Raw genomic sequence first — 17,982 nt, forward strand, 5'->3', positions numbered from 1 at the left:
CTTGGGCATGGAACGGCGCTATTTCTCCGGCTTCTCTACGCGCGCCACCTACGACGCGAAGCCCCAGAAATGCCAAAATTCCCTCTCTTCCGCTGTCTTCTACGCCTCTCAATAGCCAAACTTCAGGGTATTAAGTATAATACATTCTTAAATATTTTTCAATCTGGAATAATGAAATTATAGTAATTTTCAACTTTATCTACAATATTTCATAAGAAATATTCTTTTAAATCGAATATTTCGTTATAATTACTGTATATTAAGAGATAGTTGTTCGAAACGAATTAAAATCCAAAGAACGGCATGGCTTTGGGAGACATGCCGTTCTTCTAATGAAGGAATATTCTTTTGCCGAAATCGAGCCGCTAACGGTTTTATTTGCCGTCGCCGCCAATCGATTCCGTGGGGCATTCGCCTATTGCTTCTTTGAGGGCTTCTTCTTCCTCTGCGTTTTCAGGCTGTTTGAAAACGATGCAATGATCCCCATCATCGCTCTCTTTAACGTTGTTGGGAGCGATATCGACGCAAACGGCGCACATGGTGCAGTTCTGGTCGATATAGTATTTGCCTGCTGTGTTGTCTGCCCATTTTTCGTTGAATTCCGCCATAACGATTTGCCTCAAATACCCCGCAGGGAACTTTAGAATGGCTTCCAGCGTCCTATGGCGCCTGAAGCGATTCATATATCTTTCCGAAGTCTTGTCCAACTTCAAGTTAGGAGTGTAAATCGTATGAATGAATCGTCAAGAGTAAAGTACGCTTCATCCCAACTTATCGTATTAGAAAACGATTTGCGGATACAACCCCTTCTATGGCTTGGAGCATCCCTGGGCAGGATGGCGGATTGGGATTATAAAAGAAACGGAATGAGAGAGTAACGTTTTCAATATCCTGCTACATCGGCAAAGGCATATTTATGAACCTATTCATTGAAGGGCTTCGGCGAGTCTGCCAAGAAAAGCTTTTGGAGGAGAAATGGCTATTGGCGCCATCTCGGCGCGCCGGATTGCAATGGGTGGATGGCGTATGCCGCGCGGGAGGATCGGCGCTCAACGTTCGCATCCAGACGTTAAAGCGAATTGTCATCGAACTATCGCGGCAGGTTATGCAGAAGAGAAACGTAGAATGCCTCGCGCCGCTGCCTGGCGCCATTCTGGCGGAAAAAGTATGGAATCGGCTGCGCCGCAATCGCCGGAGCTACTTCGCCTCGATTCAGCCAAGCGCCCCATTTTTTCAAACGCTCTATTCCTCTTATCAATCCTTTCGTCTTGCGGGCGCATCGCTGGAAGCAATGAATCCGTCCTGTTTCGAGACTGCCGCTAAGGGAAACGAACTAATCGCTTTTTTCCGCGAATATGCGAAATCGCTGGCGGATTGGGATTTCATTGATTATGCCGAAATCCTGCATTGGGCAATCCACCGATTGCGGCGGCAAGAGGTTGATTGGCCGCAGGATCGGTTGATTCTCGTCCCGGAAGATATTGACGCTTGTCCTATGGAAAGAGACTTTCTCCAAGCGCTGCCGGAGAAGAATGTCATCTCTCTTCCCGTAGATCAACCATGCGTTCCTCCGGACGGTGAAGAAGTTCTTTCCGACGCGGCGCTTTTGCGATGGCTGCCCAATCCTTCCAAAGCCCCAGCGGCGCGGGGAGACGGCTCCGCAACGATATTCCGCGCCGCAGGCGAATGCAATGAAGTGCGGGAAGTAATCCGGCGCTGTTTAGGAGAAGGTTTGCGGCTGGATGAAGTGGAATTGATTTATACGGATAGGGAGACCTACCTCCCGTTGATTTACGAAATCGCCAAAGGTTTGCAGCAGGAAGAAGGCGCGTTGAAGGAAGGCATTCCCATCACTTTCGCCGATGGCATTCCCGCGCGCTATTCGCGTCCGGGACGCGCTCTCGCGATGTGGATCGATTGGCTGCGCAGCGATTTTGCGCAGGCGGCTATGGTCCAGTTGATTAGGGAAGGATTGATCCTTCTTCCCCCGGAAGCGGAAGGAGAATGGAATCGGCATGGATTAGCGGCGCTGCTGCGCGGCGCGGTCGTAGGATTTGGACGGGATCGTTATCTGCCCAAACTGAACGATCATTGGCAAGGCTTGCAGGAACAAATACAGAATTGGAAAGAAAACGGCGACGACGAATATGAAAGCCAAAACCCAGCGCAGTTGCGGTGGAAAGCGAACGGCTTCCATTTTCTCATCGAAACCATACGGCCTTTGTTGGAGCATCTTCCCTCTCGCGGCGCTTCCGCCGACGTGTTGGACGCCGCATTGTGGTTTTTGGGAAACGCTGTCCGATGCGTTTCGGAATTGGATCATAACAGTTTGGGAAAACTGACCAACGAAATCTGCGAGTTGCGAAGTTGGTTCAGCGAGAAGGACGATTCGTCGCTGGATGTTCTGCAATGGCTGGCCGATCTTCCCGCGCAAGCGAACGTATTGGGAAGCGGGCCGCAGCCGGGACATATTCATGCGGCAAGCCTGGCCAGCGGCGGCCATTCGGGACGGCGGCATACGTTCATCGTCGGTCTCGACGACGGGCGTTTTCCCGGCGCATTACGACAGGATCCTTTGCTGCTGGATGGGGAACGTAAAAAAATTTCCAGCGACATTCCAGCGTCATTTGACCATCAACGCCGCCAAATGGATGATTTCTATCGGTTGTTATGCCGTCTGCGGGGACGCATCGTTTTGAGTTATTGCTGTCTGGATATCAAGGAAAACCGCGAATTGTTTCCCAGCTCGGCGCTGCTATCCGCATATCGAATCCTATCGCAAGACCGGCAAGCGGATCAAAGCGGGATGTTGGATCAAATGGGACCGCCTGCTTCCTTCGCTCCGATGAGGGAAGAGGAATGCCTTAAGGAAAACGAATGGCTGCTTTGGCGGTTTTGCGGTTCCGAACCGGCGGCGGCGCCTCTCGCTTTCGCCGCCCAACGCTTTCCCCATTTGGGGGGAGGACTCTACGCCGCAACGCAGCGAGCCTCCGACGAATTCACTATATACGACGGAAAAGTTCCCGAAGCGGGAGCGTTGCTCGATCCAACGCCGCCGCAAGGGAAAATCATGTCCGCCTCCGCCTTCGAGACGGCGGGGCGCTGTCCGCTGGCGTTTTTTATTCTCTATGCGTTGGAGATACTACCGCCGGAGGAGTACGTTATTGACTCCGGACGTTGGCTCGAACAAAGCGAATTCGGCAAACTTCTTCATAATGTCTTTGAGACTTTCATGAGCCGGCTTCGGGAAAATGGCATCAAGCCATCCTATGCGCGCGATATCGGCGAATTGATGGAAATTCTCGATGATTGGGCGGAACAATATAAAGACCGCTATCCTCCCGCCAACGAAAACGCCTATCGCCGCCAATACGGCGAATTGAAGCAAGCGGCTCAACTATTCCTTAAGGATGAAGAAAGATTCTGCCAAACCAGAGATCCGCTTTATTTCGAACAATCCATTGGCATGAAGCCAGGCGAAGAACCGGCGTTGATGCCGCTGCCCAATGGCGCTGTTTTGCGAACGCGGGGAGTATTGGACCGCATCGACCGAAACGAGGATGGGGCTTATTCCGTTTGGGATTATAAAACCGGCAGTACTTGGAAATACCGCCAAACCAAATTCCCTCCCTTCCACCAAGGAAGGGTTGTGCAGCATGTTCTCTATCTGGCGTTGGCCGAGGCTTGGCTTAAAAAAAACGTCTCGCCCCAAGCTAGCGTCTCGCAATTCGGCTTTTTTTTCCCCGCCGCCAAAGGACGCGGGGAGAGAATCGGTTATTCAGTGGATGAATTGACGGAAGGCGATGGAGTCCTAATGAGATTGGCGCAGATTATCGGAAAAGGCGTCTTCGCAGCGACGAATAAAGTTGACGATTGCCGCTATTGCGATTACCGGCTCGTTTGCGGAAATATAGATGCCGTGACGGAAGCGAGTCAACGAAAATTGGATAATCTTGCGAACGCGGTTTTGCAGCCTTTGCGAGAGTTGAGACCCGATGACAAAAAAAACGAATAACATTCCGCCAGATCAAGAAGCGCGCGATTTTATCCAGCGCGAATTGGATCGCACCATCCACGTCGAAGCGGCCGCGGGAACGGGAAAAACTACGAGCATGGCCAACCGCATGACGGCTTTGATTAGAGAAAGGAAATGCGCCATCGAATCGCTGGCCGCCGTAACTTTTACCCGCAAAGCCGCCGCCGAGCTGCGCGCCCGCTTTCAACTCGCGCTGGAAATGGAACTGCGCAGGATGGAGGGGAAGAATGCGGTTTTAGCGGAAGCAGTTCAAAACGCCGAGCGCTGCTTCATCGGCACTATCCATTCCTTCTGCGCCCGATTGCTTAGGGAAAGGCCCATCGAAGCGGGCGTCGATTTGGGATTCGAAGAGATGGAGGAAGAGGCGGACGCGAGGCTGCGGGAACAGGCGTGGGACGAATACGCCGTCAGCTTGTACGTCGAGGGAGACGGCATTTTGGAAGAACTAGATTCATTGGGACTGCAAATTGGGCAACTCAAACAAGCATTTCTTCGCTTCGCTGATTTTCCCGATGTAGAAGAATGGCCGACGGAGCGTCCCCCCTTGCCCGATTTGCAGGAAATCATTGCTGGATTGCAAGAATACGCGGCGCGCATGGAAAACCTGGCGGATGCGCTGCCCGCCGATCCGGGCCATGATACGTTGATTCCAAAATATAAAACCATCCCCCGCTTGATGCGCTACGCCGATCCAGCGCGTCTCGCGGATTGGATGGCCATTCTGGAAGAATTCAAAGACATTAAGATCGTTCAAAAAAACTGGCCGGGAAAAAAAGAGCAAGCCAAAGCGGAAGAGGAACGCTGGACTATTTTCTGCGAAACTTTCGCCCAGCCGCGTTTGGATGCCTGGCGTATACGCCGCTACGAAGCGGCGATGCGGGCATTGCAGCCAGCAATTGAGATTTACGAACGGCGGCGGCGCGAGATGGGAGCGCTCAATTTTCAAGACCTATTGTTGTTATCCGCCCGGCTGTTGCGGGATCGTCCCGCCATTCGGCGCTATTTTCGCGAGCGCTTTACGCACCTGCTCGTCGATGAATTTCAAGACACCGATCCCATCCAGGCCGAAGTTATGATGCTGCTGACGGCGGACGATCCCACGCAAGAAGACTGGCGCCAATGCAAACCCGTTCCCGGATCGTTATTCGTCGTCGGCGATCCCAAACAATCCATCTACCGTTTCCGCCGCGCCGATATCGCGACTTATAACCAAGTAAAAGAGATTATTCGCCAAGCGGGCGGCGGAGTATTGACGCTCTCGGCCAATTTCCGCACCGACGCACCGATTCTCGATTGGGTCAATCGCTGCTTCCAAGAACATTTTCCCCCAACGGCGGACGAGTTTTCCCCCGCTTACGTTCCGCTGCAAGCGGGGAAAGGAGAGAGTAGCGGGGCAGACGATCTCGTTCGGCGGTTGGATATTCCCGAAGACTACGACAAGCAAGAGGATGTGCAGAACTACGAAGCGGATTTCATCGCTCGAACCATCCGCGCCGCTCTAAACGCATCATCCGCGCAGCCCGGCGATTTTCTCGTTATCACGCGCCTAACCAAGCGCATGAACGATTACGGCGTCAAACTACAAGAATTAGGCATTCCGCATGAAATAACTGGCAGCGCGGGATTGAACGAAATTCCCGAATTGGCTTGCCTGCGGGAGGTCCTTACGGCGATATGCCAGCCGAAAAATCCCGTAGCGCTGCTCGCCGTGTTGCGCGGCCCGCTCTTCGGCGCTAGCGACGCCGCTCTTTTCGCTTTGAAAAAAGCGGGAGGCAAGTTTTCGTTCCGTGCGCCGTTGCCTGATGGATTGGGTAACGAAGAACGCAATCTCTTCGCAGACGCTTTCGGAAAACTAAGGCAATATTCTCAATGGACGGCAACCCTGCCGCTTGTCTCCGCCATCGAAAAGATCGCGGACGATTTGGGGTTGTTCGCGCTGGCTGCGGCGGCGCCGGACGGCCATTTGCGGGCGGGGAGTTTGGCGAAAGCCATCGAATTGCTGCGCCTCCGCCAAGCGCCTATGGCCTCGATCGAGGAAGCGGCGATTTACCTGAACGATCTCGTCAACCAAAAAGAATGCTATGACGGTTTATCCATTTGCCCTAGCGAGAGCGGTGCCGTTCGGATTATGAATTTGCATAAAGTGAAAGGATTGGAAGCGCCCTGCGTTTTTCTGGCCGATCCTAATGGGAACGCTAAACATGACGTCCAGTTGCACGTGGATCGCAGCGGCAAACGCTCGCGGGGCTACATGGCCATCTACGAAGAGACAACCAGATGGGGAACCGGCCCGTTGCTGGCGCATCCCAGCGGCTGGAGTGAAATCGCCAAGCGAGAGAAACAGTTTTTGGAAGCGGAAGAGATGCGGCTGCTTTACGTCGCCGCCACGCGGGCGGGAAAACAACTGACGATTTCGCAGCGGATGAAAAAAAATCACGTAAATCCGTGGAAATTTTTTGACGAATATTTAAAAAACACTCCTACGCTTCCCGATCCCGGCCCGCAACATGCGCCTGTTCTCGCCGGGAAGACAGTCACAGCGAATGACGCTCTTCACGCCGCCGCCGCGATTCAAGAAAAATGGCAAACCGCCGCCTATCCCACCTACGCTGTGGAACGAGCAAAACAAGTTTCTCAAAATTGGCCAGTTTCGGCTAATGAAACGAGCGAACGGGGCGCGCAATGGGGCAGCGCCGTCCATCTTTTATTGCAGGAACTCATGGACGATCCCGCCGCCGACTTGAACCAGCTCGCGCGAACTGTCTTGGCGGAGGAGGAATTGGAGGAGAACTGGCTGGACGAATTGAAGGACGCCGTCCTTTCGGTAACGCGCTCGGAGATATGGCGCCGCGCCCAAGCCAGCCGTCAGCGGATGACGGAAGTTCCCTTCGAAACGATGGTCCATGCCGGAAAGGAATTGCCGACGCTGCAACGCGGCGTCATCGATCTGGTTTTTTTGGAAGCGAACGGCTGGGTCATCGTCGATTACAAAACCGACCGCGGCGCCATAACGGCGCTGGATCGCCTGGCGGAACATTATCGCCCGCAAGTGGAAGCCTACGCCGCCCGTTGGCGGGAAATCACTGGCCAACGCGTCGCCGAAGCGGGATTGTATTTCACGGCGGCGGGGAAGTACGTTTGCGTTTTTCCATAATGGCGTTAAATAAAAATAGGGCGCAGAATTTCTTCTACGCCCCCTTTTTTTCTATATGCGCTTAGGACTCACCCCATCGGCTGTTTCCAAAGCATCTGCCTCTCCACCGCCTGATGCAGCTTATATTTTTTGGCGTGATCGGCGATCATTTCACCTATGACTTCGATCTTGTCGAGATGGCCTTCGCCCAAATTCGCATTAGTCGCGTAGTTCAAATAGCCGACATTGGCGAAATCAATTCCCATCAATTCGATGCCCACGCGATCCGCCGCCAGCCAATCGGGGCTGACGACGGCGATGCGATGTTCGACGGGCGTCCCGCCTACTGGCCCGTTGCCTTCCATGCCCCGATAGCCGTCAATGACGGCCAGGTCGGGCGCCAGGCGAAAAGCGTTGGCGAAGAGATTGTAGTTGACGCCCCGAAAGCCGCCGCCGTGGGCGACAGGCTTGTCGTTCTTGGCGCCCGCTTTGCCGCCCGGCCCCCAGCGGAAGCCTTCGTCTTTGATAGGAGCGCCGAAGACGATGTTCTTGAGAGAAAGCGTCGCCACCACGCGGTCGTGCGTCTTCATCACCGCCGCCGAAACGACGTAGGATGCGGGATCGAGCAACATCTTCGACATGCGCACGGCGCGGGGATGGAAATCCTCGTCGCTGACTACGTAGACCATCTCGTATTCTTCCTTGTCGAGATCAATATACTTTACTTCAGGAAATTTCGCTTTCAATTTGAAATACCCGTAATTGTCGAAGCCCTCGAAGGTGGGGCCGCTGGCCGCCGACTCGGCGACGATGACGTCCGTCCGGCCTATGGATTTAAAGAACTCTAAGATGCCTTCTATGCTATCCGCGTGAGTAGCGCAGAGTTGGTTGTCGATGGCGACGTTATTGGGCTTCACCACGATGCGGCGGCCATCCGAATGCTTTTCGATCTGGCTCTCGAAATTCTTCAATCCCTTGAAAATGATATCGGGATGATCCTCGCCGGCGGTGAGCGAAACCTTGCCCTTGCAGGCGCATGCGGTGGATTCGTCTTTCTTCTCCGATTCCGAAGCGAATGCGGCGGCGGGATAGCGGAAAGCCGCCGACGCGGCTGCGCCTGTCACAATCGAGGTTTTCAGGAAATTTCTTCGCGAGGTTTTCATAGCGGCCATTAAACATATCTCCCTTGAAAATCAATATTATCTTTCCTCACGCGCCGGACGCCGCCAGCGCGGATTATAGGCGTTATCATAGCAGTTTTTATTTTTTCACGAATAAAAAACTCAGCAATATTACGAATATTAAAATAATGTGAATAGAGACAGCGATAGAAAGCAAAATGCTTGCCCGATATCCCCTATTGATGGATTCTTTACATCAATGGATATACAATGCTTTTTCCCAACATGTTCATCCATCAGTGAAACATCCCTTATTTACGAGGCGTTTTCATGAAGACTGCAACCTTACTAGCCGCCGTATTAGTTTTGGCTCTTCCCGCCTGGACGTTGGAAATCCGAGTCAACGACAATCCCATCTACGATCAAGCGCCGCGCCTGGTTAAAGAAGCCATCAACGCTCGCTTGTTCGCTGCGGGTGAGGGCGAAGACGAAATTCGAATATTGCACCTTTGGGGCGCGCCGCGCGAGATGGGCCGCGCTTATGGGGCGATGATGAAAGAGGATATCGCCAATTATACAGCCTTAGTGCTTGGATTGATGTCGCAAGAGATCGAAGGCGGAGCGGAAAAGATCGATCAAGTTTACGAACTGGCCAAATCCTATATTCCCGAAGAGATTATCGAAGAGTTGCAAGGTTTGGCGGAAGGATCGGGAGTCGACTTCAAGCAACTGCTGCGGGTTAACCTTATTGGCGACGCCAGCGAATGGCATTGCTCGCTCTTCGGAGCGTGGGGAGCGGCGACGGCTTCCACCGGTTCGCTGCTGCAACTGCGGGCGCTGGATTACGCCGTCCGGGCGGAGATTCAGAAATATCCCCTCATCACCGTCTATCATCCCGAAAAAGGCCACGCCTTCGCCAATATCGGATGGGTGGGCATGATCGGCGTGGTTACCGGCATGTCGTCCGCTCAAATGGCCGTCAGCGAGATCGGCGACGATTACGACCAAGCCAACGATTCGTTCGAGGCCATGCCCTTTGTTTACCTGTTGCGCAATATCATGCAATACGACGAATCGCTGGAACAGGCCATCGAGCGGATGCGTTCCACGAAGCGCAATACCTCTCTGATGTACGCCGTAGGCGACGGCAAGAAGGGCGAGGCCCGCGCTTTTCAAACCTCGCATACGCTGTGCAACGTTTACGATCCCCAAAACCTGGAGCCGTTGACGGACAGCCATCCCCGCATCGACGACATCGTCTATTGGGGCATGAGTTGGAACGTGCCCGCATTCGACAAGCCGCTGCACGATATGCTGGTCAAGAATTACGGCAAGTTGACCGGCGAGACGACGATTCATGAAATCCTGCCCACGGTCAGGACGGGAAACCTGCAAGTCGCCGTCTACGATCTCACGCGCATGATCCTCTGGACCGCCAACGCGGCGTCCAAGGGCGAAGCGGGGCCATTGGAAGCCTACAAACGCGCCTATGTTAAGTTGGATATGAATAAGGTATTTTCGGAGAAGCGCCCGGAAGGGAAAGAATAAGACCCGTTGCTCTAAGGGAATTATCTCTCCGCATAATTTGGTTTTCTCGATTTTGGATCGTAAAATGAATTGAATTCAAGGACAGGATTTATTCATTAAACTATAGGAAGTCGGAATCTTAGGAATCCCGACACTATTAACGATTCCAATTCGACCAATGATCGATACGAGAAAAATCGATGTTTTCCATGAAATCCCCCGGACTATGGAAGAATTATTTTTTGCAAATCACCATTGCCGTTCTCTTTTGCATATTGGGGATATTCGTGGGGATGTCGGTTCGCAACAAAGAATTAATCGAACGGATTATCTACGAACGAGCCAAAGCGCAGTTTTCCAGCATCGTACTGACGCGGCGCTGGAATGCGGATTACGGCGGCGTGTATGTAGAAAAAAAAGAGGGAATGCAATCCAATCCCTATTTGGTCAATCCCGATATGGAAACCAAAGACGGAAAAATTTATACCAAAAAAAATCCCGCCTTAATGACGCGCGAGATTTCGGAATACGCCAAAAAAGATGGGAATTTTCAATTTCATATCACCAGTTTAAAACCACTGAATCCCCACAATACCGCCGATGAATTCGAAACGCGCGCGTTGCAAGCGTTCGAGCGGGGAGAAATGGAACAAACGGAAAAAAGCGTTATTGGAGATAAAGTCTTCTTCCGTTATATGGCGCCTTTATCTATGGAAAACTCTTGTTTAAGCTGCCATGAAAAACAAGGATATACGTTAGGCGATATTCGCGGAGGCATAAGCGTTTCGTTCGACATCACCGACATCGAGCGCACGACGAGACGCCATACGTATCTTTTTCTAACGCTTGGTTTCTTCACTGTCCTATTGCTATTAGGCGTTTTGTATTTCTTCACTTTTCATTTAATGAGACGCTTAACCAAAGCCATGAAGACGATAGAAGAAATGGCGACGATAGACGAATTGACTCAGATTTACAATCGCCGATATTTCTTCGAGCGATTGAAAGAAGAAATGGAAAGAACCAAACGTTATAACCATTCCATAAGTTGCATTATGATCGATATCGATTATTTCAAAAAAATAAACGACGCTTACGGACATCCCACAGGAGATGCGGTTCTGCGCAAAGCGGCGGATTTATTAAAAATCCATTCGCGGAACACCGACATCGCAGCCCGATACGGCGGCGAAGAATTCGTGAAAATCATGCCGGAAACGGATATCGTCGGCGCCGTACAAAACGCCGAGAAAATTCGCAAGGCTTTCGAAAAAGAAAAGTGGCGATCGCTGGCAGGCGATTCGTTCTCATTGACCATTAGCTTAGGCGCATCCTATTTGGACGCGAAGGACATAACCGATAAAAGCATGGACGAGTTGTTATCCCAAGCGGATAAATCTCTCTATAAAGCCAAAATGTCAGGAAGGAACCGGGTGGAAGTGATGTAAGCCGATTTCCGTTTAAATTGTGTTTTTTTAGGAAATAGACTGAACGCCAGGATGCGGCATCGCGCCCTGGCGTTCTTGTCATAAATGAGAATGCGTAACGGAGATTATTCTTTCTCCGCCAGCGCCTTTTCGATCGCTTTCGCGATCTCTTCGCCGTCCGGTTCTTCTTTGCTGCGGAAACGGCGGATAAGTTTTCCCTTTTTGTCGATGAGAAATTTTTCAAAATTCCATTTGATCTCACCGGTGAAATCGGGATTTTCGGCGTTCGTCAGATACTGAAACAGGGGGGCTTGTTTTTCGCCTTTGACTACCGACTTGGCCATGATGGGAAATTTGACGTTGTATTTGGTTTCGCAGAACTTTTTGATTTCGTCCGCCGTTCCCGGCTCCTGCTGTCCGAATTCGTTGGCGGGAAAAGCGATTACAACCAAACCTTTTTCTTTGTATTTTTTATACACATCCATCAAGGGAGCGTATTGTTTCGTGAATCCGCATTGCGAGGCGGTATTTACGATCAGCAGAACGTTCTTTTTCTCTTTATATTGGTTTAACTTAACCTCTTTCCCATCAATATCTTTGACGGCGAACTCATAAATGTTTTTGGCTTTTTGGGGATCTTTCACAACCTTCTCTTCCGTCCTTCCTATCGCCGCTAGAAAACAAACGAGCGCGATGGCCATCCATAATTTTCCCGAATACCGCATAGTCCGCCTCCTTTTATAAACTAAAATGTTTATAAATATTATATTCTTGAAAAATAGGTTGTCAAAATTCTTTTCTGGGGAAATTGCGATCAAACCGCATTGAACCGATTGTTTTCGAAAAAAGCGAGAGATAGGATGAGTCCGTGATTGAGCGACGAGGTTAAAACCGCCTTCCCGCAGCAGGACGATTCCATTCCAATACTAATAAAGCCTTTTTCAAGGAGATGTTCAATGAAAAAGAAGATCATGGAGACCGCCATCCTTTTCGCGTCAGCCGTCGTCATCGCTTATGCACAGCCAGAGGATCGGCAACGACCGCAACAGCGGATTCCCGATAATGTCGAAATCGCCCGCGATATCGTCTATGCAACCGCCGAGGGGAAAAATCTGTCGATGGATATCGCCTATCCCAAAGAAAAAAGCGAGAAGCCGCGGCCAGTCGTGGTTTGGATTCATGGAGGCGCCTGGCGTGCGGGAGACAAGAGCCATAACGCCGCTCTTCCTCTGACGCAATCCGGCTATTTCACCGCTAGCATCGACTATCGTCTCAGCCAGGAAGCGATCTGGCCCGCGCAAATCAACGATTGCAAAACGGCGATTCGGTTTTTGCGCGCCCATGCGGAACAATACGGCATCGATCCCAACAAGATCGGCGTATGGGGCAGTTCCGCCGGAGGCCATCTGGCGGCGATGTTGGGAACGTCGGGCGATGTGAAGGAATTGGAGGGCGGCGGAGACTGGGCGGATCGATCCAGCCGGGTTCAAGCCGTGGTCGATTTCTTTGGGCCGACGAACTTTTTGAAGATGCTGGATTTCCCCAGCTCGATGAAGCATGATGCGCCGGACTCGCCGGAATCTCTATTAATCGGCGGGCCGGTCCGGGACAATCCAGACCGCGTACGTTCCGTCGATCCCATCTCCTATGTTTCCGCCGACGATCCGCCCTTTCTCATCGTACACGGCAACAAGGATCCTCTAGTCCCCTACAACCAATCGGAATTACTCTATGAAGCATTAAAGAAAGCGGGTGTAGACGCGCAGATGATTTTGGTGAAAGATGGCGGACATGGAGGTTGGAACGACCAAACCTTGCCTACGCAGAAAGAGATTTTGCAATCCGTTCGGGAATTTTTCGATCGCTGCCTGAAATAAGGCGCCCAGGGCAGCCGCGAGGGGCCGCCCTTATGGAACATATAACAAAGGGGCGAGGAATTTTTCCGCGCCCCTTCTTTATTGAATCGAATTCTACGTCGATTAGCTGATCTTCAACCAATCGATGCCCACTTTCTTCAGAGCGTATTGCGACTCTTTCAAGTAATCGCCGTAGCAGGCCATCCAGTGGAAGCCTTTGGTTTCTTCCACCAGTTTATCGCAGTCGCCTTTGATGGCTACGTCGATCTGGGAGCGGCAGATGTCGTAGAACGGATTGCCCTCGATTTCGCCTTCGAAGCCGAGCCACTTCTCGAAATTGAAATCGGGATCGATGACGGTGATTTTCTGCCCTATTTTCATTTCGACTTTGGGAGAAGCGCCGTAATCCGATTCGAAGTGGGTGAGAACTTTGACCGGCTCATAGTTCTCGCCGTTCATCTTTCGCGGCGCGGTACAGTGGGCCAAAGTTACGACGCCGTGATGGGGATAAGTGGGATCGTTGAGGAACACTGGCTTATTGGAAATATGATGCAGTAAGATTCCCGACGGAATGACGACAAAGTCGGATTCGCAATAGGCCTGATAACCCTCGTCGTTGAGGAAACTGAGCGGCATGCAGGCCGTAGTTTCCGAGATGGGCATCACGGTTCCCATGCAACTGTTGATCGTAAAGGCGTCGGTTTGCGCTTCGTCGAGATAGTCTTTGATCACTTCCGTCAGCACGAAGGCGTTGGCGAGAAACTCCTTGGCCGTAGCCATTTCCACACGATCTTGTTTGAGGTAATCGTCAGCCAGTTGGGCGCAATATTTGACTAGACGATCGTTGGCTCGGGCTTTTTTGATCCGGGCGCCGAGGTTGTCGTAACTGACATTGACGTAATCCAGTTTGAAGCGTTTTTGCGCGAGTTCGGGGGCTTTCTGCCCGCCGGCGCCCCAACCGCTGGGGTTGCCGAGGGCGACGATGCGCTTGCCCAACGTGTTCTTTAAGCCATAGAGAGCTCGCAAACGCCAGAGAATATCGCCGTAATCGTCCACAACTACGTCTTGGCAATCCATATTCGCCTGGCCGTATTCGTCCACCGTCTTGCGCAAGTAGCGATTATGGGCAATCTCATACCATAGATAGACGGGGCCGGAGCGATGGCGAACGAACATAATAGTCCATTTTTCCGGATGGGTCAGTTTTTCCAGAGCATCCAATCCGCCGCTGGAAGCGTACATGAGAAGAACGTCATAATCGCCCTTGGCGATGGCGTCCGCTTCACCGGCGCCTTGGATGGCGGCCAGCGGCAGAATTTCAACCTTAAATTCCGCCTTCTTTTTCAAATCTTCCAGTTCTTTGCCAATGCGACTCTTTTCGTCGGCGACGTCTTTTTCCGTTTGCACGGCCCCCCATCCGCGCCAGCTGGTTTGAGGGCGGCTGCGGGGGATGCCGTAAATCAGCACCGGCTGCACGCGCAGGGTTTTGGCCTCAGGCAAACGATGCTCCCCAACGGCGCTTTCCGCCGCCGAGGCTCCGAGCGAAGATAGTGAAAGCCCTCCCGCCAGCGATCCTACGCCAGCCATAAAATGGCGCCGGTTTACTTGGAGTCCGCCCGTGCAAATTGTTTTCGTACAACCGCAGCAAGAACTTCCCATTGGGATTGGTCTCATCACACTCATGATTTCCTCTCCTAGAGAATTGGAATACCCCGCAAAATCTTATCCTATTTCATTGTTAATTTCTATAAGTTTCCCATTTATTTTTTACATTCCATTCTTCAATCCGGCGGATTGACGGACGAGAAGCGTTTTCGATAAAGTAATGAAAAAATCGGCGCAGTTCTTTGGCGCCGTTATTGAGGAGGGATCATGAACATATCTCGCCGCCGGATGCTTCAACAATCGGCCATCGCCGCTGGCGCGTCTATTAGTTTGCCGCTCGCCGCCTCGGTTTCACTGGCGGAATCGACCGTTCTGAAAAAACAAAAAATTGTTGTTGTAGGCGCTCATCCCGACGATCCGGAATCGGGCTGCGGCGGCTCAATTCTTTATTTCGCCGAACAGGGCCATACAGTGACGTCCGTCTATTTCACTCGCGGGGAAGCAGGCATTCAGGGCAAATCGCATGACGAAGCCGCCGCCATCCGAACGGCGGAAGCAGAGAAAGCCTGCAAAATTTTGAAATCCCGCCCCGTCTTTTTCCATCAGATCGATGGAAATACGGAGTTAAACAAAAATACTTACGAAGAATTTCTCCATTTGCTGGAGCAAGAAAAACCGGATATCTGCCTGGCCCATTGGCCGATCGATACGCATCGGGATCACCGCGCCGCTTCGCTGCATGCCTATGATGCCTGGCAAATGATGGGGCGGTCGTTTGCTTTGTATTACTTTGAAGTGATGTCAGGCCGCCAAACGCAGACGTTTCACCCCACGTACTTTATCGACATCACTCCCTTCGAAGAAAAAAAACGGGAAGCCTGCTATTGCCACGAAAGCCAGAAGGCGAGAGAGTGGTATTCCATTCACGAAGAGATGGCGCTGTTTCGAGGAAAAGAAGCCGGCTGCCGCTACGCCGAAGCCTTCGTACCCCAAACGCAGAATCCAAAAATTTCCTGCTGAATCGTTGGGAGGGGAAAACGCGCCGCTGCTTGGCTTTGGGTGGAGCCGTTAAAACGAAGGAATTATACTATCTCTTGTATGTCGTTATAGAAGGCGATTCGCATGCGTAAGCAGACCATTCCATCATGCAAGACTCCATCTGCGCGATCGAATATTCAAGTCTTTTATCGATAAGAAAGTGCATTAAAGGGATAGAAATAGGAGAAGAATTCATGCCGGGAACCAAACGAATCAACGCCATTTTTATTTACGTATCCAATATGGAAACCATGAAAACTTTCTACCAGGAGGTTATGGGATTGGGAAAACCCGTCGTCGAGACGGACTTATGGGTGGAATACGCCCTGGAAGGAGCGCATCTCGCCCTGCATCAAAGCGATCCGCGCATCCGCGAGAAACTGGACGCATCCAAAAATACCATCAAATTCAGCATCGAAGTGGATAATATCGCTGATTTTTGCGCGAGATTGAAATCGAAAAGCGTGGAGATCGTTTTCGGCCCGCGCAAGGATTTCGGTTCATTGCTCGCCGAATTTAAAGACCCGGAAGGCAATTTGCTGAGGTTGATTCAATTGATTTGACGAAAATGATTTCGCCATGACAGTGGGCTATGCTTCGCTTTGAGCTCACCCTACTGATGGATTACAAGGAGGGCGGCTTGCTTGGCCGCCCTCCGGTTGGTTGCGTCAGGGCATTTTATGGAAGATATCTTTAAGGCGGGGATAAATTTCTTTGTACCACTCGAAGCGTTCGTTGTAGAGTTTGGCGTTCTCCGGTTGAGGTTCGAAGGTTTTTCCCGTACGCGCCAGCTGCTGCGCCGCTTCTTTGACGGAAGAATAGACGCCCGTCGCCGAACCCGCGAGGATGGCGCAGCCCAGACATCCCGCTTCCGAAACGGAAGGAACTTCGATGGGGATGTTCATAATGTCGGCTTTGATTTGCAGCCAGTATTCCGACTTGGCTCCGCCGCCGGTGGCCCGCAAGACATTGACAACGCCGCCCGCTTCCTTGAGCAGTTCCACGCACATCCGCATTTCGTAGGTAATGCCTTCCAGGATTCCCCGCGTGATTTCCGCTTTCGTGGTTCCCAGCGTTAATCCCAAAATGACGCCCTTGGAGCGCGTGTCGAAATGGGGAACGCCGGTGGTTGTGAAGTGGGGCAGTACGATGATATTGGTGGGTTTTTGGGCGGCCTCTTCCGTGAGAATATCGTATACGTCCCGGCCGGTCTCCCTGGCTCGGCGCAACTCGTCCCGTGATAGCGCGTCCCGATACCAACGGAAGAGAATGCCGCCGGTAAAATTATAAACAAGGGCGATATAGAGTTGGGGACAAGTATGATGGTAACAGCAAATGTTATTCTTCAACATTGTGTTATTAATGAGCAATTCGGAGAAAGCCGGGCCGATGCACTCGACCGTGCCAATGCCGTAGGCGGCGACATTGGCTTTGGTTACGCCCGCGCCCAACATTTGGCAGGGTTGATCGTGTCCGCCCGTAACGACTTTCACGCCATGCGGCAGGCCGATTTCGCCGGCGATTGAATTGGGAATCGTTCCGATAAGCGTTCCCGAAGGCTTCGGCGTTGGCATCATGGAGCGATCGACTCCAGCGAATTCCATGAACTCGTCGCACCAATCCGCTTTCTTTACGTCGAAAAACATGGTTCGCGCCGGAAGGGTGTAATCGGTCGTCGGCGGCATTCCCAGACGGAACATGACGAGGTCTTCGAATCCCAGGATGGTTTTCGTTTTCGCCAAAACTTCCGGCTTATGTTCTTTAATCCATTGCAATTTGAGCGCCGTAAAAACCGAAGCCAGCGGTTGGCCGGTGACTTCGAAGATTCTTTGCCGCCCGAATCTCTCTTCCCATTGGGAGATGTACGGTTCCGTGCGGTTATCGAAACTAACCAGGGCGTTATGAAGAACGTTTCCTTTCTCGTCGAGGAGAGAAACGGCTTCGCCCTGGCAGGAGACGGCCAAGGCCGTAATGGGATCGCTCTTCGTTGCGTCCGCCGTTTTGGCAATGCAGCTTTTCACGTCGTCCCATACCCGGTTTCCATCCAACTCCGCCCATCCAGGCTGAGGCGAATGAAGCGGATATTCTTTGTAGGCGGAAGCGAGGATATGGCCCTCCGCATCGAAAGCGACCGCTTTGCACCCCGTGGTGCCGACATCAATGCCCAACAAACTCATGGAAATTCCCTCCAAAAAGATACTGAATTATAAGAGTAAATAAGTACCGTTAACTTATGACG

Annotated in this window: 12 protein-coding genes; 7 read left to right on the forward strand and 5 right to left on the reverse strand. The window is 51.8% G+C overall.

Going from position 1 to position 17,982, the window contains the following annotated elements:
* Positions 1 to 374: 374 nt before the first annotated feature.
* Positions 375 to 683 (reverse strand): ferredoxin, encoded by a 309-nt coding sequence (locus tag AB1656_25180; protein ID MEW6238692.1) that lies wholly within the window; start codon positions 681 to 683, stop codon positions 375 to 377.
* 299 nt (positions 684 to 982) lie between these two features.
* Between AB1656_25180 and AB1656_25185 the strand changes: the two genes are divergently transcribed.
* Positions 983 to 4,015, forward strand: coding sequence for a PD-(D/E)XK nuclease family protein (locus AB1656_25185; protein MEW6238693.1), 3,033 nt, complete (start codon positions 983 to 985; stop codon positions 4,013 to 4,015).
* Entirely contained in the window at positions 3,996 to 7,190 is a 3,195-nt protein-coding gene (locus AB1656_25190; protein MEW6238694.1) for a UvrD-helicase domain-containing protein, read from the forward strand. The genes AB1656_25185 and AB1656_25190 overlap by 20 nt, the downstream gene beginning before the upstream one ends.
* A 68-nt stretch (positions 7,191 to 7,258) precedes the next feature.
* Here the strand turns inward: AB1656_25190 and AB1656_25195 are convergent, their stop codons facing one another.
* A complete protein-coding gene (locus AB1656_25195) occupies positions 7,259 to 8,341 on the reverse strand; it encodes a DUF362 domain-containing protein (GenBank protein MEW6238695.1) in 1,083 nt (360 codons plus the stop codon).
* A gap of 279 nt (positions 8,342 to 8,620) precedes the next feature.
* Here AB1656_25195 and AB1656_25200 point away from each other — a divergent pair, with 279 nt between their 5' ends.
* Together AB1656_25200 and AB1656_25205 are read left to right on the forward strand one after the other, a co-directional pair.
* Positions 8,621 to 9,838, forward strand: coding sequence for a C45 family peptidase (locus AB1656_25200; GenBank protein ID MEW6238696.1), 1,218 nt, complete (start codon positions 8,621 to 8,623; stop codon positions 9,836 to 9,838).
* A 179-nt stretch (positions 9,839 to 10,017) separates the two neighbouring features.
* Entirely contained in the window at positions 10,018 to 11,265 is a 1,248-nt protein-coding gene (locus AB1656_25205; protein ID MEW6238697.1) for a diguanylate cyclase, read from the forward strand.
* A gap of 104 nt (positions 11,266 to 11,369) precedes the next feature.
* On the opposite strand, the gene AB1656_25210 is transcribed toward AB1656_25205, so the two are convergent.
* Positions 11,370 to 11,969, reverse strand: a complete 600-nt coding sequence (locus tag AB1656_25210) for a glutathione peroxidase (protein MEW6238698.1) — start codon at positions 11,967 to 11,969, stop codon at positions 11,370 to 11,372.
* Positions 11,970 to 12,200: 231 nt separating this feature from the next.
* On the opposite strand from AB1656_25210, the gene AB1656_25215 reads away from it, so the two are divergent.
* Entirely contained in the window at positions 12,201 to 13,121 is a 921-nt protein-coding gene (locus AB1656_25215) for an alpha/beta hydrolase (GenBank protein ID MEW6238699.1), read from the forward strand.
* 102 nt (positions 13,122 to 13,223) lie between these two features.
* On the opposite strand, the gene AB1656_25220 is transcribed toward AB1656_25215, so the two are convergent.
* Complete coding sequence (locus tag AB1656_25220; protein ID MEW6238700.1) at positions 13,224 to 14,774, reverse strand: sugar isomerase; 1,551 nt, start codon at positions 14,772 to 14,774, stop codon at positions 13,224 to 13,226.
* A gap of 198 nt (positions 14,775 to 14,972) precedes the next feature.
* Between AB1656_25220 and AB1656_25225 the strand changes: the two genes are divergently transcribed.
* The gene (locus AB1656_25225; protein ID MEW6238701.1) at positions 14,973 to 15,725 is read left to right on the forward strand and encodes a PIG-L family deacetylase; all 753 of its coding nucleotides are present in this window, start codon (positions 14,973 to 14,975) and stop codon (positions 15,723 to 15,725) included.
* A 212-nt stretch (positions 15,726 to 15,937) separates the two neighbouring features.
* Entirely contained in the window at positions 15,938 to 16,306 is a 369-nt protein-coding gene (locus AB1656_25230) for a VOC family protein (protein MEW6238702.1), read from the forward strand.
* Positions 16,307 to 16,411: 105 nt separating this feature from the next.
* Here AB1656_25230 and AB1656_25235 read toward each other — a convergent pair whose 3' ends face one another.
* Positions 16,412 to 17,920 carry an FGGY-family carbohydrate kinase gene (locus AB1656_25235; protein ID MEW6238703.1) on the reverse strand — a complete coding sequence of 503 codons (1,509 nt, stop codon included), beginning with the start codon at positions 17,918 to 17,920 and terminating at the stop codon, positions 16,412 to 16,414.
* Positions 17,921 to 17,982: the final 62 nt, after the last annotated feature.

Source organism: Candidatus Omnitrophota bacterium (genome assembly GCA_040755155.1).
In the GTDB taxonomy this organism is placed as follows: Bacteria; Hinthialibacterota; Hinthialibacteria; order Hinthialibacterales; family Hinthialibacteraceae; genus JBFMBP01.